The organism is Halobacteriovorax sp. RT-2-3, from assembly GCF_047085075.1.
Classification (GTDB): domain Bacteria; phylum Bdellovibrionota; class Bacteriovoracia; order Bacteriovoracales; family Bacteriovoracaceae; genus Halobacteriovorax_A.
On record NZ_JBKIYF010000003.1, the window covers coordinates 776081 to 790883 of the forward strand.

Consider the following 14803-nt stretch of genomic DNA (forward strand, 5'->3'; position numbering starts at 1 on the left):
TGATTCTGTAAGAAAAACTAGAGAAAGGATTCTCAATGAAAGAAAAAAACATCGTTGTCGGTTTAGACGTTGGTACAACTAAAGTCTGCACAATCGTAGGTATCCAAAACATTTCTAATCAAAACACTGGTAAAGCTGAGCTTGAAATCATTGGTATTGGTACACATCCAAGTCATGGTTTAAAGAAAGGCAGTGTTGTAAATATCGATAAAACAGTACGCTCAATTCATAACTCGCTTGAAGAAGCTAGGCTAATGGCAGGAGTTGATATCCATAGCGCAACTATTGGAATCGCTGGAAGTCATATCTACAGCTTCAATAGTTCTGGTGTTGTTGCTGTTAAAGGAAATGAAATTTCTCAAGATGATGTTGATCGCGTACTTGAAGCAGCAAAAGCTGTTGTAATGCCAAGTGATCGCGAAATCATTCACGTAATTGCACAAGAGTATAAAGTTGATAATACAACTGGTATTAAAAATCCAATTGGTATGTGTGGAACTCGTCTAGAGGCACACGTTCATATTGTTACTGGATCAATCTCTTTGATTCAAAATTTAGTGAAGTGTGTTGAGCATACAGGTGTTAAAGTTGAAAACGTTACACTTCAACCAATTGCTTCTTCTGAATCAGTTCTTTCTCCTGAAGAAAAAGAAATGGGGACATTACTAGTTGATATCGGTGGTGGAACAACAGATCTTGCACTATGGAAAGATGGTGCTCTTGTTCATACACAGGTAATTCCAGTCGGTGGAAATCATTTCACAAATGATCTAGCTGTAGCACTTAAGATTCCTCATGCAGAAGCTGAAAGAATTAAAATTAACCACGGATCTGTTCTTCCAGAACAAGTTAATCAATCAGCTCATATTACAGTTCAAGGGATTTCTGGAACTAAGCCAAGAGAAGTACAACTGCACACAGTCGCAAATGTACTAGGTGCAAGAGCGGAAGAATTATTTGATCTAATTAAAAATATTATTAAAGAAAAAAATCTTGGTGATGAAATCAGTGGGGGAGTTGTTCTTACTGGTGGTGGTGCCATGATTAAGGGAATGCCTGAGATTGGTGAGTATCTTCTAGAGAGACCACTTAAAATAGGTTTCCCAATAGCTTTTGGTGGCATGACAAATATTATGCAAAATCCAAAATTTTCAACTGTATTAGGTCTTCTACTTGAAGCCTCAAAAGGCAGAGAAGTTGAAGTAGAAGAGGAAGAAGATATTAATCAAATAGATATTGTAAGCAAATTATCAGGATCTATTAAATCAGTATTCAGAGAAATTTTTTAAATAAGGGGGAACTTATGTTCGAAATTTCTGACAACAACGAATTAAAACTAACTGAAGGCGCGAAGATTCGCGTTGTTGGTGTTGGTGGCGGTGGCTGTAATGCCGTAAACACAATGATTAAGGCCGGTCTAACTGGTGTTGAATATATTGTTGCTAACACTGACTCACAAGCACTTGCTGTAAACTTAGCACCAACAAAAGTACAACTAGGTGTTGAGCTAACTAAAGGTCTTGGCGCTGGGGCCAACCCAGAAGTAGGTCGTAAAGCAGCTCTAGATGAGTATGAAATGCTAAGCCAGGTTCTAGAAGGATCTGACATGGTATTTATCACTGCCGGTATGGGTGGTGGAACAGGAACTGGTGCAGCTCCTGTAATTGCAAAACTTGCACGTGAGCTTGGTGCTCTTACTGTTGGTGTTGTTACAAAACCATTTATCTTCGAAGGTAAGAAGAGAATGAGACAAGCATCAACTGGTATCCAAACTCTAGAGGAAAATGTTGATTCACTAATTACAATTCCTAACCAAAGACTTCTTCAATTAGCAGGTGAAAGCTTATCTTTAGTAGAAACTTTCATGAAAGCTGATGAAGTACTTTTAAATGCAGTTAGAGGTATCTCTGACCTTATCAATACTACTGGTCATATCAATGCTGACTTTGCAGACGTTTCAACTGTTATGTCTAATAAAGGTCTTGCTCTAATGGGTACAGGTCTTTGTGCAGGTCCAGATAGAGCTATTAAGGCAGCTAATGAAGCTATCTCTTCACCACTACTGGAAGATATTTCAATTGATGGTGCAACAGGTATCATCATTAACATCACTGGTGGTTCTTCAATGACTATGCATGAAGTAAATGAAGCAGCTACTTTAATTATGGAAGCAGCTGATGAAGATGCAGAAGTAATCTTTGGTTCAGTAGTTGATGATGAGCTTGAAGATAATATCAAAGTAACAGTAATCGCTACTGGTCTTGGTGGTCGTGAAGCAGCTGTTAATGTAGCTCCTCAACAAGAACTTAGAAGACCAGTTGTTCAAGAGTCTAAGCCAGTATATGTAGCACCTGTAGCTCCAGCTGCTCCAGTTGTTGAAGAAAAGCCAGTTTATGAGCAACCAGTTGCTCAACCTGCTATGCAACAAGCTGCTTACCATGAAGCTCCTGTTCAATCTAACCCACAGGTAGATGCAATGAGAGAGATTCAAATGGAAGCTCAACGTGAACAACTTGTACAAGATACAGTTGTTGAAAGTTCAAGAGCTCACTCATTTGATGGTGATAACTTAGAAACGACTCAAAGACCAAGTCTTACTGATTCAATTAGAGAAGCTGCATCTCAATATGAAGCTTCAAAGTCTGAAGTAGACCCATGGGCCAATGAGAAAGTATTAACTGGGAACAATACTGCTGAGAAATCAGATCGTCCAAAATCAATTGCGGAAAAACTAGGTTTTATCAATTTTGATGAAGATGAATTAGATACTCCTTCATACTTAAGAAAAGAAGAAACACAACAACCTTCTGGAACTGAAACTTTTCGCCAAGTAGAGCGATAGGATTCCCCCCAAAGTATATTTGATGGAAACATCAAAAAAGAGGGCCCGTAAGGGCCCTTTTTTTTATAATGAATTTGATTTTAAAATATTTGATTTGAATGATTCTAACAGCTCTGCTGTATCGGCCTTAAAATCTTCTGGAAGCTTAATTAAGAGTTTTGAATTATTGTGCGGAATATTTCTTAAGACAAGTCTGTAGTTTCCTTCCCATTCTTGCCAGCTCAATTCATATTGCCAACGACTAAATTGACCACCACCAAATTTCACATCTCTTTTTTCAGGCATTAAAGCATCAATAGTATAAGATACTTTTTGTTTTAAACCAGCTGATGTTAAATCCTTTTCACATTCTCTAATTAAGCGGTCATGTTTAGAATCAAAGACAATATTTGGTTTATTCTCTTTCATGATCTGATTAATTTGGCCTTTTAGTATTTCAAGATCGTTCACTTTTACTTCCTTACTTTTCTATTTTCAATCTCTCCCTCATTTCATCTTCAATTTCTTTTTGAACGTGCAATTGTACATAAGTTTCAATTAAGTCACTTTCAACATCAATTTTGTACTCGCATAAGATGAAAGTTGGGATTTTATGTTTATTCCAAGTATTCTTTTTAAAATTATAAATATAAACACCCTTTTCTGGTGTTTCACTAGTTGTTCTTTCGTTTGTGATAGATACCCACTCGTGTTTTGAGTACAAGTTGAAGTGTTCACGGCATAGGTGAAGAGCATCAACATTGAAGTAATCATTTTCAACAAGTTCTTTTTCACAAATACTACAAAGACCAAGAATTTTTTCTTGAGGCTTGTTTTTTTCTAAGAGATTATTAATTTTATCAGTTAGCTTTCCGTCTTGTGTTTCTTCTTTCTTTATTTCTTTTCGAAAAGCAATGAATGCAAATACCCCAATGAGCATAAATAGCGCAATAGCAATGATTACAAGTAATGCAATGATGATAACTGAATTGTCCATGTTATTAGTTTAATGGACTTAGCAAATATGAACAATGGCCAGGGGCCTATATCCTAGTATATTTTGAAAATATCTTCTTACCGCTACCCTGATGCGTTCTGTTCTTTGATCGATCGTTCCATTTTCGTTGAAGTAATCAAAGCAAATTTCTTGTAGTTGACTAATTTGATCTGAATCCTCAGGTATCCCCATTGTTGTTACGTGAACTCTATGTTTTGAACGTTTTAGACTATTATTTGAAATAGAAACAAAGACTGTACCGAGGGTGGCCATTTTTCTTCTTTCTGAAATTTTTTCGCGCTCAATAACAATTCTATTGCCGTGGATTAAAATTGGAGGAATCTCCTGTGAACGATTAACTTTTAATTTACCATCTTGTGTAAATGAAATGCAGTCGTGATTTTTAATCTCAATAGCTTGTGTATTAGGAAGGATTGATTTTATAAATTCGCAATGCTTTCTTAGAAAATATGTTTCCCCATGAATTGGAATAGCAATCGTTGGTTTATAGTGATCGTATACATCTTTAAGGTCTGCTTTACCAGGATGGCCAGATGCGTGAATCATTCCATTGTAATGTGTTATGACTTCACAACCCTTATCTGTAATTTCATTATAAAGAAGAGATAATTTTTTTTCATTTCCCGGTATAGCTTTTGAACTAAAGATGAAAGTATCGGTTTCATTAAGTTTATAATACTTATCACTTGTACTTGTAATTCTTTTTACTGTTCCTCTGAACTCGCCTTGGCTACCTGAGCAAAGAATAATATGTTTTTTCTTTAAGTCCGCTACTGACTCAACTTCACGAACTAGTCCATGATCATTGAAGATTTCACATTCTCTAGCAATTTGTGTGTACTTAAGTAATGAACGACCATAGGGAACGACTTTCAATTTGAGTTCTTGAGCAATATTGAAAATAGTTTGTAGGCGATGAATGTTAGAAGCAAAGCAAGTTATGAATACTCGTCCCTTAGCGTCTGAAATAAAAGTAGCTAAGTCTTTTTTTAGTTCCGACTCTGATGTCGTTCTATCATTGCTGCTTGTAATATTTGTAGAATCTAGCATTGCAATTCTATTACTAAATTTCTTAGACAGAAGATTGATCTTTTCTAATTCAATCGGTTCCTCGTATTCCGAATTAAAATCACACTTGAAATCGGAAATAAAAAGCACTCCAGTATCGATTTCTTTGATACCAAGATGAATCCCTTTAGTGTTTGGAATAGAGTGATTAACATGGACGATGTCTATTTCAATTTCATTGAGAATTAATTGACTCTCTAAGCGATTTATTTTTTTTGAAAGATTCAAATACGATAATTTATCTTCAATTAGTTCTTTTGCGAAAGTTGGAGCATATACTTCTGCTTCAGGAAATCTTTCAATATAGTGAGAGATCGCACCAATATGATCTTCGTGGCCGTGAGTAATAATTAAAGCATCAATCTCAACTTCAACATTTTTTAAATCTGGAATCAAGTAGTTGATATCAAAACAGTCTTCGTAAGGAAATAGAATTCCACTATCGATAATCAGGTTTGTATTTTTATATGATACTAAAGTCGCGTTAGAACCAATCTGTCCAACTCCGCCGAGAGGTGAAATATTTAAGTTAGACATTAAGATCCTTTTGTCGAATTCAGCAATAATTCGAATTCTTTATTGTGTTCAACTAATTGTAGTAATCTTGCAGCTAATATCTCAGATGCAACATCAGTTTCTTCTCCAACGATGAAGTCTGCATATTGTCTTTGAGGTGCTAAAAACTTTTCATACATTGGACGTACGCTATCGTAGTATTGATTGATAACACTTTCTAAACTTCTACCTCTTTCTGCAACATCTCGATTAAGTCTTCTTGTGAAGCGAATATCTGCTTCAACATGGAGAAAGCAACGTATATCTAATTTCTCTCTAATTTCTTGATCAAAAAGTGTGAAGATTCCTTCAAAGAGAACAACTGGTGTAGGTTTTAAAGTCGTCGTTGTAGCGGTACGATTACTCGTTTTGAAATCGTAATTTGGAACTTCAATCGACTCGTCATTCTTCAGTGCTGTAATATGTTGTTGAAGAAGAGGCCAGTCAAATGCTTGAGGATGGTCGTAATTTGGTCGTCCTGATTTCGTATAATGCTCTTTTGGTTGCTCTGGTAGATAGTAAGAGTCCATTGATAGAACTGACACTTTCTCTTTTGGTAGTTTAGAAATTACCTTTGATGCAAAAGTAGTTTTTCCTGAACCTGAACCACCAGTGATTCCAATTAGCTTCATAGATGACCTTTGTTTGAATGTTTTCAGTAACTTATCACAGATTGAGTTCACATCAAATAAAAGAGGTGATAATCTTATAATAATTACATTTGTGTCATTCGTCAGGGATATTCGATGTCTAGAATTTTATCTATTTTGCTAATTTCTTTCCTAAGTTCAATGGTTTACGGAGCGAGTCTTAATGTCGCAATCTCATCATCGCCTAATAGCTTAAGCCCATTTTTTTCAACTGATGCAAATTCGCAAAATATCAATCGTCTGATTAATGCATCACTAATCGACTTTGACAGTAATATGCAACCTATTTGTCAGTTGTGTGAATCGTTCAAGGAATTTCGCACAAAGGATAATTATAAGATTCGCTTTAAACTTAAGCCAGGTCTCAAATTTTCTAACGGTGAAGAATTAACTTCTAAAGATGTTCAAAAGTCTCATTTTTATTTCACAGAAACGGCTAAGATCAAATCAATTTTTAGATTCGCATTTGGAAATATAACAGAAGTTAAGATTATAGATAAATTAACATTCGAATTAATTTATAAGAGTTTTGGCCTTGATCATCTTCCCAACTTAGTTCTATTTAAAATTATTCAAATTCCTAATTACGACGTTATCGATAAGGTTGAAATGGTCGATATTGTAGGTGCAGGTGATTATAAGATTACTAAAATTGCTCCACTACAAATCGACTTGAAGTCACTTAAGAAAGGTCATTATGATTTAAATTTTGTTGTCGTTAAAGATGAAACAACCCTTTCTTTGAAGCTTATTAAAGGTGAGATTGATCTTTCTGTCGCTAATATTTCACCTCGTAAGGTTAACTACTTAGAAAAGAATAGTGATGTGAATGTTCAAAAGGTTTTGGGAACAGATTATAATTTTATAGGACTAAATCAAAAGAAGGGTGTTCTACAAAATGTTAATATTAGAAAGGCGTTAAGCCATCTCGTTCCACGTAACAAAATTATAGAATATAAATTTAAAAATAATGCTGTTGCATCTAATGGACTGTTCGCAAAATCATTTAAGAGTTTCTATATAGACATGCCCGTCGATGAGTTTGATCCTAAAGTCGCTTATGATCTTTTTTTAAAAGCGGGCTTTGTAAGGAAGAATGGTGTTTGGTACGACCCAGAAGGTAAGACATTCTCTCTAACTTGGAAGACTAGTAGTAATAAGTTTCAACAAGAACTTGTTACAATTATCAAGAATGAATTCGAAAAATTTGGTCTCGTTGTTAATGTTGTCCCTCAGGAGTGGGGAACATTTCTTAGGGGAGTCAAAAGAGGGGAATATGATCTTTATTTAGGGCGTTGGATCGGCTTTACTGGTCAAGATATGCTTAAGTTCGCTTTTTACTCTGAAAATATGGCCCCAAAAGGTGCAAATCGTGTCTTTTTTGATAATAAAGAATTCGATAATTTAATTGTAAAGGCAGAGCAAACTATTGATAAGAAGAAGGAAGTTGCTCTTTATAAAAAAGCCAATATTGTAGTAAACGAACAATACCCATATATTAGTTTATGGCACCCGCATGTTATTTGGGTGATGAGTAAATGTATAAAACTGAAAGAGATATATCCAAATGGAAACTTTCTAGTTTTAAAGGAAATTGAGAATGTCTGTAAAAACTGAAATCTTTAAAATTGTTACGATCGAGTTTCAAAGTAGCTCACAGTGTGAAGAAGTAAATAAAATCGCCCTTAATGACTTTGAAGTTGATGGGATTGAAGAATTCTCAATGGAAGAAGCTCGTGTTGATGAAATTTTAGGAGAAAGAGCCTATTCTGGTGGAGATGTTCCAGAATCTGTTATTGATGAAGTCGTTGATATATCAGATGACCAAGATGTGAAAAAGTTTAATTACTTTTTCTTCCAAGGTGACATTAATAGGGCCCATGATTTTGTTAAAGCGATTGAAGGTATGGACTTATCTATTGAAGTTAAGGATGAGGAATACTCAGATTGGAATGAAGTTTGGAAAAAGCACTATGCACCTATTGAAGTAACTCCAGAGCTAAGTGTAATTCCTGAATGGTTTAAAGAAGAAGATTACAAATCAAATAATAACAATATCTATATTATTCCTGGAATGGGCTTCGGTACAGGTGAGCATGAAACAACTTATTTATGCTTGAAACATTTTATGGCCGTTAAGGATTCATTTAAGGATAAAGATCTGTGTCTAGACTTTGGATGTGGATCTGGAATTCTAGGTATTGGTGCAATCAAAAAAAGTAATATGCTCGTAGACTTTGTTGATATTGATCCAGCAGCACTTGATAATTGTCATGAAAACTTAAAACTCAATTTAGATGAAGATCGCTTAAATGGACATCGACTAGTTGCTCGTAAACGCTTTAATCTTGATGATAAGTACAAGTTAGTTTTTGCAAATATACTTATGCATGTTCTTGTTTCAGAAAAGGAAGTACTCCTAGATTCCCTAGATGATAATGGTTATTTAGTTTTATCTGGAATCTTAAATGAACAAGTTAATGATGTAATTGAAGAGTATAAGTCTTTGAAGAAAATTGATGTATTATCTAAAGGTGATTGGTCTGCAATTCTTTTAAGAAAGGAGTAGTTCATGCGTGCTATTTATACTCGAGATGATCTTTCTCCATCGATTGATGGAATACTAAGCTTTTCAGATGATCGAAGCCACCACTTAATTAAAGTCGTAAGAGTTAAAAAAGGCGATGAAGTACTACTACTTGATGGTCAAGGTGGTCGTTATACAAGTGAAGTTATAAATTGCACCAAGAGAGAAGTTTCTCTTAAAATAAAATCCTTTGAGAAAGTAGATAAGTTTTCAAATATCGACTTAGCAATAGGTCTTCCAAAAAGAGAGGCTTTTGAAAACGCACTTAAGAATGCAACTCAAGTCGGTATCTCTGAAGTATTTCCGTTTCAAGCAGATTATTCTAACTGGTCAATAAAGAACTTTGATCGTGTTAGCTCTGTAATTGAAAGCTCGTTAATTCAATCTAATAATCCTTATATGCCGATTGTGCATCATGAAACTGCTAGTTTAGATGCTCTTTTTGAGATCTTCCATCAGTATGATTATATATTCCTAACGACATTATCCCGTGCAAATGGTAATGATATCGAAGACATTAAAAGCATCAAAGATAAACGTATTTTAATTATCATTGGACCGGAGGGTGGTCTCTCTAACCGTGAAGAAGAACTTATGTTTAAGGAGAATAATGTAATTGGCCTTAGGCTAGCGACACCTATTCTCAAAACGGAAAGTGCAGTACTGACAATTGTGGGCTATGTACTTGGAAAATTTGATGTTAAATAAAAAATGTGTCATCCTATTATAAGAGGGCTCAGGGATGAATTTAGATACACAACATAATAAGAAACCAATAAATTTAAATGACTTCGAAGAATTTGAAGACTTTGAAATTGAAGATATACCATTTAAGCCAATTAATGAAGGTCTAGGCTTTCACCATGGAAGAGCAAGTAAAGAAGTATTAAAAAGTGCCAGAGTTGAAGTTACACCAACTCAGTCACATGTTAATAACTTTAATAAAGTTCTTGGCCGTGAAAAAGAAATGAGTGTTCCATCAGAACTTGAAGCTTTCTATCGTAAAGGAACTGAGTCTGAGATTCCTAAAGTAAATCGTGAAATTGAAATTAAGAGTAAAGCTCAAGATGTCTCAATTGCGAGGCGTTTTGCTTCTTACATAATTGATATGAGTGTGTCTTTAGTTGTTTTTGCTGTCACATTAGCTGCAATGTTTTTAGTAAGTGGCCTACCTCAAGAGTCATTTATTGAAATCACACTTCAAAATTCAAATTATAGATTTTTGATTGCTTTATTTGTACTGATTCATATTATCTATCGTATAACATCAGTTTATAGACCTACTTTTGGTCAATACATCTGTGGATTAAAACCAAAGCTTTCTAATGAAGCAGCATTTAATACTATTATTGAAAGAACTTTATTTGAATTCATTTCAATTCCACTTTTAGGTCTTCCGTATATTCTAGGGCTTGATAAGAAGTTCTTTGGAAATAGTTTAAAAAAGAGTAAGTAATGAAATATCAAGAAGCAAAGGATTATGTTGAAGCTAACTTTAGTGGGCAAAAAATTGTTTTTACTAATGGCTGCTTTGATATTCTCCATCGTGGACATTTAATGTACTTAAATGAAGCGAAGAAGCTCGGTGATGTACTTATCATTGGACTTAATTCAGATAGCAGCGTTAAGCGTTTGAAAGGTGAAGATAGACCTGTTAATCCAGAGAATGATCGCCAATTTATGCTTGAAAATTTAAAAGCTGTTGATAAGGTTTTTATTTTTGATGAAGATACGCCGTATGAATTGATTAATGCTGTTTTACCAAATACTCTAGTTAAAGGTGGTGACTGGGCCATTGAGCAAATTGTTGGACATGATGTTGTAACGGCCAATGGTGGACAAGTGCTAAGTCTAAACTTTGAAGACGGCTATTCTACGACGAATTTAATCGAAAAGATTCAAGGTAGATCGTAAGTGTATATACATTTACATCAAGATTACGCTGTTATTTCTAACGAAGAATCTAGTATTGAAATTCCTTTTTCGCAAATTTTAAAAACAATTAAAGCTACTCTCAAATCTGGATTAGTAGTTGTTGTAAAATTTCAAGATTGTAATTTTAAATTATCAAATTTAAGAAGTAAGCACTATGTTGCTAATAATGATTTTGCATTTATTAATACTTCATTAAAAAATAGATTTCCTATTGATTACAAAATTAAATCACCGAGTGAAATGCTCCAGTATATGCTTGATTTGAACGATTTGTTTCTTAAGTAATTGATTCTCCTGAGCTCCTTTAGTAATCGGTCGGAGTTGTTCGGTATCATATTGTCATCGTGGCAAATACTGCGTCCAAAAAAGTAAAAAATCTTCCACTTTTCTCTCAAGAATATTTCCGAGTAACCGTTATGGGTATTGCAACCAGATGGGTCTGGTTGTTTGGGATTTAAAATTGTTGAGACAAGGAGTTTCAACGCAAATTACACAAGGAGGTTGCTTATTCGAGGAGAATAGTAATGGGATTAAGAATTAACACGAACACACAGTCAATTTCAGCACAAAGAAGTCTAGGTCAAGTTAAGAGAACACAAGATGAGTCTTTAAACAAGCTTTCATCAGGTTCAAGAATTAACAAGGCAAGTGACGATGCTGCAGGACTTGCGATATCTGAAAAGTTAAGAGCGAATATCAGAGGTACTCAACAAGCGGCAAGAAACGCGGGTGATGGTATCTCAATGATTCAGATCGCTGAAGGTGGGATGAACGAAGTATCAAATATTTTAGTTCGTCTAAGAGAGCTTTCAGTACAATCTGCATCAGATACAATTGGTGATACTGAACGTGAATTTACTGATAAAGAATTCCAACAACTAACTAAAGAAGTTGATAGAATTGCAGAGTCAGTACAGTTTAACGGAACATCACTAATTAATGGTGAAGGTGACGATAAGGAATTCCAAATTGGTTTATATAATGATGAAACTAATGACAGAATTGCTTACAAGCCATCAGCAGTATCAGTTAAGACAGAAGACCTAGGTATTGGTGGGCTTTCTGTTGCAACAAAAGGTGACGCTCAGACTAACCTTGAGGCTATTGATAAGGCGATGACATCAGTGTCTGGTGGACGTGCGGAGCTAGGGGCTTTACAAAATAGACTACAGTCTACAATTAATAACCTAGAAATCTCTAATGAAAATATGAGTGCCGCAAATTCACGAATCAGAGATACAGATGTAGCAGCAGAGTCTGCAAACTTAGCTAAGGCGAATATCCTTACTAACTCTGCAACTTCGGTACTTTCGCAAGCAAACGCTTCGAGCCAATCTGCACTGAGACTGATCGGTTAAGTAAAAATCTAAATCGAAAGCAACATCTACAAGTAAGGGCCTTCTTCGGAAGGCCCTTATTCATTTATCTTATACTTTCATTTTGAAAAATTGAGCTTAAATAAATAGACCACGTTTTCACGTGGCCCACTAGAATCTTGAAAGAGCAGAAACTCAGGAGAGAGAATCGCTCATTTCTAATTATATTCATAAATCTTATTTCAAAATATGATCCTAATCATTTATTAGTGGCAAAAAATAATGTCGATTTTCATCCATTTTTTAAGTACTTATTATTGATACCTTATTTTCTAACCTATTGAATTCATGTTAATTTATATACTTTTTTCCAAATATTTGAGGGATTAACTAAAGTATTTAACCGAGTGTAACGAACAGGTATTTGTGAACACTAATTTTGTCTGAAAGCTATTTTAGTAGGACGTGAGGAAAGGAGAAAAAAATGGGTTTACGTATTGCAACTAATACCGCTGCGCAAATGGTGCAGAAAAACATTAAACAAACAGGTAAAGCTTCCGGGGAGGCCTTGGAGAAGTTATCGAGTGGTAAGAGGATTAACAAGTCCGCAGATGATGCTGCCGGTTTAGCGATTGCTAAGAATATGGAAGCACAAGTTAAGGGTTTACGTCAGGCTTCTCGAAACGCAAATGATGGTATTTCAATGGTTCAGACTGCTGAAGGTGCCATGAATGAAACAAGTAATATTTTAGTAAGATTGAGAGAGCTATCAGTTCAGGCCGCATCGGATACGATTGGTGATACTGAACGTGGCTTCCTTGATAAAGAATATCAGCAATTGGTTAAAGAAGTTGATCGTATTGCTGAGTCGACAAAGTATGGATCGATTGAATTATTAAATGGATCAGGTTCCGAGATGGATATTCAGGTTGGTACTTTTGCTGGCGATAGTGGGCAAATACAATATGACCCTTCTCAAACAAATGCAACTTCATCCGCACTGAATATTTCAGGTTTAAGCGTTTCTTCTAAAGATGATGCAAGATCGTCAATGGAGAACGTGGATGAGGCCATTACGAGTTTATCAGAGCAACGAGCGAATCTCGGTGCGATTCAGTCAAGGCTGCAATCTTCGGTTAATAACCTTGAGATTCAAGCGACTAACTTAGACTCGTCAAGATCTGTAATTGAGGATGCTGACGTGGCCTTCGAGTCATCTCAATTAGCTTCTTCTAATATTGCTAAGCAAGCAGGTATCTCATCGTTAGCACAGGCTAATAATCTGAACTCTGCAGCACTTAGATTAGTAGGTTAATAAATATGGGGGTCCTGCCCCCACTCCTTTCTTAAATAATTAAGCGGCCTTGTGTAGGAGAGACCAAGGCCGCCTTTTTAGGAGAAAGAAGTATACTAAGGTTGAGAGACAAATGAGCACAAAGAAGTTTGAACAAGATATTATTGAATCAATAAATGAAAACAGTGAAGTTATTGTCTGGGACGTTATTGATCATAATATCGTTAGACTTCCGGCCAAAATAAAAAGTCTTAATGCCTTTGCCAAACAAATCTTTTTAACAATCGAAGATGGCTTAAGAGATAGCTTGGCCCACTTTGTTCGAGGGCCAGGACTGTTAAAGTTCTATATTCCAGATTTACAATTAATATTCATTAGCGAGTTAAATGCATCACATGGTAATAGCTTAGAGATCTCGTATCCAGTAAAGGAGAAGAGACTCGAGAGACGTGAACATGAACGCTTTGAGCCTTTGATTCCACTTTATAGTTGTTTTCAAAATATAAAATATGAAATCTTCGATATAAGTGAAGGAGGGATTTCTTTTGTCTTGGGTGCATCTCAATATGAACAGCTCTTTAGTAATAAGAATGAGGTATTAAATTTTGAGGTAGGATTTGCAAAAGAAAAAATTCATGTGAAAGGCCATGTTGTAAATAAAAAGAAGATCAGACCTTATCAGATTTCAAGATTTCCATACGGTGCTTATCGAATTGCAGTTGCAATTGATAATAACCCCGAATATCGAAAGCATGTGAAAAAGCTTCAAGCGGGTTGTGATAATCTTATTAAAGATCTACTTTGATTATCTGCACTAATCCTATATGATTACTTTATGAGTTGTTATGTGATTTCTGATGTCCACGTGAAATGGGATCAAAAAAATTCTGAATTTCTTAAAAAATTTCTATCTATTGATTTCAATGAAAATGATCGTATTTATTTACTAGGTGATATTTTTGACTTAATGGTTGGAAGCTACCAAGAGTATGAAAAGCAATACGACTGGTTCTTTACACGTATCAAGGAAATTAAAGATATAGGTGCGACAATTTTCTATATACAAGGAAATCACGATTTTCATATTGAAGACTTACTAACTGATAATGGAATAATTGTAAAAACTAAACCATTTGTAGAAATTGTGAATGAAAGAAAAGTTTTATTCTGCCATGGCGATGAGATAGAAATTGAAAATTTCAATTACCGAGTATGGCGTGGCTTTATTAGGAGTTACCCTTTAGCACTTATTTCAAAATATATATTCAATTATAAGATCGTAAAGGCCATTGGGGATTACCTTTCTCATAAAAGTAGACAAAGAAATGAAAAACGATATGGTCAAACACAATTGAATGATGGAATTCGCGATAAGTTTAGAAAGAGTGCTGAAATTGCTTCAAGAGAATACAATGTCGATATAATTATCTGTGGCCATAGTCATTATCAAGATGAATACGTTTCTGAGAATTTTTCATACTATAACTGTGGATACGTACCAGCTTCAAATAAGTTTTTAATTATCAATGATGACTATAGTTTTGAAGAATTAATTTAAT

At 34.9% G+C, this 14803-nt stretch carries 16 protein-coding genes; 12 read left to right on the forward strand and 4 right to left on the reverse strand.

Features of this window, described 5'->3' with window-relative positions:
* The first annotated feature begins 35 nt into the window (after nucleotides 1-35).
* Both ftsA and ftsZ read left to right on the forward strand, forming a co-directional pair.
* A complete protein-coding gene (gene ftsA / locus ACMAYX_RS14345; protein WP_103218516.1) occupies nucleotides 36-1289 on the forward strand; it encodes a cell division protein FtsA in 1254 nt (417 codons plus the stop codon).
* Between the two features lie 14 nt (nucleotides 1290-1303).
* Nucleotides 1304-2842, forward strand: a complete 1539-nt coding sequence (gene ftsZ, locus ACMAYX_RS14350) for a cell division protein FtsZ (protein WP_392993849.1) — start codon at nucleotides 1304-1306, stop codon at nucleotides 2840-2842.
* A gap of 63 nt (nucleotides 2843-2905) precedes the next feature.
* On the opposite strand, the gene ACMAYX_RS14355 is transcribed toward ftsZ, so the two are convergent.
* From ACMAYX_RS14355 to udk, 4 genes are read right to left on the reverse strand one after another with little or no spacing between them, the layout of a single operon-like run.
* The gene (locus ACMAYX_RS14355) at nucleotides 2906-3292 is read right to left on the reverse strand and encodes a hypothetical protein (RefSeq protein ID WP_103218514.1); all 387 of its coding nucleotides are present in this window, start codon (nucleotides 3290-3292) and stop codon (nucleotides 2906-2908) included.
* Between the two features lie 10 nt (nucleotides 3293-3302).
* Nucleotides 3303-3818 (reverse strand): hypothetical protein, encoded by a 516-nt coding sequence (locus ACMAYX_RS14360; RefSeq protein WP_103218513.1) that lies wholly within the window; start codon nucleotides 3816-3818, stop codon nucleotides 3303-3305.
* A gap of 18 nt (nucleotides 3819-3836) precedes the next feature.
* Nucleotides 3837-5444, reverse strand: a complete 1608-nt coding sequence (locus tag ACMAYX_RS14365) for a ribonuclease J (RefSeq protein WP_412470448.1) — start codon at nucleotides 5442-5444, stop codon at nucleotides 3837-3839.
* Nucleotides 5444-6094 carry a uridine kinase gene (gene udk, locus ACMAYX_RS14370; RefSeq protein ID WP_103218511.1) on the reverse strand — a complete coding sequence of 217 codons (651 nt, stop codon included), beginning with the start codon at nucleotides 6092-6094 and terminating at the stop codon, nucleotides 5444-5446. The genes ACMAYX_RS14365 and udk overlap by 1 nt, the downstream gene beginning before the upstream one ends.
* Before the next feature lie 114 nt (nucleotides 6095-6208).
* Here udk and ACMAYX_RS14375 point away from each other — a divergent pair, with 114 nt between their 5' ends.
* From ACMAYX_RS14375 to ACMAYX_RS14420, 10 genes are all read left to right on the forward strand, one after another.
* The gene (locus ACMAYX_RS14375) at nucleotides 6209-7729 is read left to right on the forward strand and encodes an ABC transporter substrate-binding protein (protein ID WP_412471036.1); all 1521 of its coding nucleotides are present in this window, start codon (nucleotides 6209-6211) and stop codon (nucleotides 7727-7729) included.
* A complete protein-coding gene (locus ACMAYX_RS14380; protein WP_103218509.1) occupies nucleotides 7713-8681 on the forward strand; it encodes a 50S ribosomal protein L11 methyltransferase in 969 nt (322 codons plus the stop codon). The genes ACMAYX_RS14375 and ACMAYX_RS14380 overlap by 17 nt, the downstream gene beginning before the upstream one ends.
* Nucleotides 8682-8684: 3 nt before the next feature.
* Nucleotides 8685-9407 (forward strand): RsmE family RNA methyltransferase, encoded by a 723-nt coding sequence (locus ACMAYX_RS14385; protein ID WP_103218508.1) that lies wholly within the window; start codon nucleotides 8685-8687, stop codon nucleotides 9405-9407.
* A 34-nt stretch (nucleotides 9408-9441) separates the two neighbouring features.
* Complete coding sequence (locus ACMAYX_RS14390; protein ID WP_103218507.1) at nucleotides 9442-10155, forward strand: RDD family protein; 714 nt, start codon at nucleotides 9442-9444, stop codon at nucleotides 10153-10155.
* Nucleotides 10155-10613, forward strand: a complete 459-nt coding sequence (gene rfaE2 / locus ACMAYX_RS14395) for a D-glycero-beta-D-manno-heptose 1-phosphate adenylyltransferase (protein WP_103218506.1) — start codon at nucleotides 10155-10157, stop codon at nucleotides 10611-10613. Before ACMAYX_RS14390 ends, rfaE2 begins: the two co-directional genes overlap by 1 nt.
* The gene (locus tag ACMAYX_RS14400; protein ID WP_103218505.1) at nucleotides 10614-10919 is read left to right on the forward strand and encodes a hypothetical protein; all 306 of its coding nucleotides are present in this window, start codon (nucleotides 10614-10616) and stop codon (nucleotides 10917-10919) included.
* Between the two features lie 239 nt (nucleotides 10920-11158).
* The gene (locus tag ACMAYX_RS14405; protein ID WP_103218504.1) at nucleotides 11159-11992 is read left to right on the forward strand and encodes a flagellin; all 834 of its coding nucleotides are present in this window, start codon (nucleotides 11159-11161) and stop codon (nucleotides 11990-11992) included.
* Nucleotides 11993-12434: 442 nt separating this feature from the next.
* Nucleotides 12435-13265, forward strand: coding sequence for a flagellin (locus tag ACMAYX_RS14410; protein ID WP_103218503.1), 831 nt, complete (start codon nucleotides 12435-12437; stop codon nucleotides 13263-13265).
* A gap of 112 nt (nucleotides 13266-13377) precedes the next feature.
* Entirely contained in the window at nucleotides 13378-14049 is a 672-nt protein-coding gene (locus tag ACMAYX_RS14415) for a PilZ domain-containing protein (RefSeq protein ID WP_103218502.1), read from the forward strand.
* Between the two features lie 30 nt (nucleotides 14050-14079).
* Nucleotides 14080-14802, forward strand: coding sequence for a UDP-2,3-diacylglucosamine diphosphatase (locus ACMAYX_RS14420; RefSeq protein ID WP_412470446.1), 723 nt, complete (start codon nucleotides 14080-14082; stop codon nucleotides 14800-14802).
* Nucleotide 14803 lies beyond the last annotated feature (1 nt).

Coding starts and splice junctions, on each gene's coding strand:
- ftsZ (WP_392993849.1), top strand. CDS start 1,304: ATGTTCGAAATTTCTGACAACAACGAATTAAAACTAACTGAAGGCGCG.
- ACMAYX_RS14410 (WP_103218503.1), top strand. CDS start 12,435: ATGGGTTTACGTATTGCAACTAATACCGCTGCGCAAATGGTGCAGAAA.
- ACMAYX_RS14360 (WP_103218513.1), bottom strand. CDS start 3,818: ATGGACAATTCAGTTATCATCATTGCATTACTTGTAATCATTGCTATT.
- ACMAYX_RS14405 (WP_103218504.1), top strand. CDS start 11,159: ATGGGATTAAGAATTAACACGAACACACAGTCAATTTCAGCACAAAGA.
- ACMAYX_RS14365 (WP_412470448.1), bottom strand. CDS start 5,444: ATGTCTAACTTAAATATTTCACCTCTCGGCGGAGTTGGACAGATTGGT.
- rfaE2 (WP_103218506.1), top strand. CDS start 10,155: ATGAAATATCAAGAAGCAAAGGATTATGTTGAAGCTAACTTTAGTGGG.
- ACMAYX_RS14375 (WP_412471036.1), top strand. CDS start 6,209: ATGTCTAGAATTTTATCTATTTTGCTAATTTCTTTCCTAAGTTCAATG.
- ACMAYX_RS14380 (WP_103218509.1), top strand. CDS start 7,713: ATGTCTGTAAAAACTGAAATCTTTAAAATTGTTACGATCGAGTTTCAA.
- ACMAYX_RS14385 (WP_103218508.1), top strand. CDS start 8,685: ATGCGTGCTATTTATACTCGAGATGATCTTTCTCCATCGATTGATGGA.
- ACMAYX_RS14415 (WP_103218502.1), top strand. CDS start 13,378: ATGAGCACAAAGAAGTTTGAACAAGATATTATTGAATCAATAAATGAA.
- udk (WP_103218511.1), bottom strand. CDS start 6,094: ATGAAGCTAATTGGAATCACTGGTGGTTCAGGTTCAGGAAAAACTACT.
- ftsA (WP_103218516.1), top strand. CDS start 36: ATGAAAGAAAAAAACATCGTTGTCGGTTTAGACGTTGGTACAACTAAA.
- ACMAYX_RS14420 (WP_412470446.1), top strand. CDS start 14,080: ATGAGTTGTTATGTGATTTCTGATGTCCACGTGAAATGGGATCAAAAA.
- ACMAYX_RS14390 (WP_103218507.1), top strand. CDS start 9,442: ATGAATTTAGATACACAACATAATAAGAAACCAATAAATTTAAATGAC.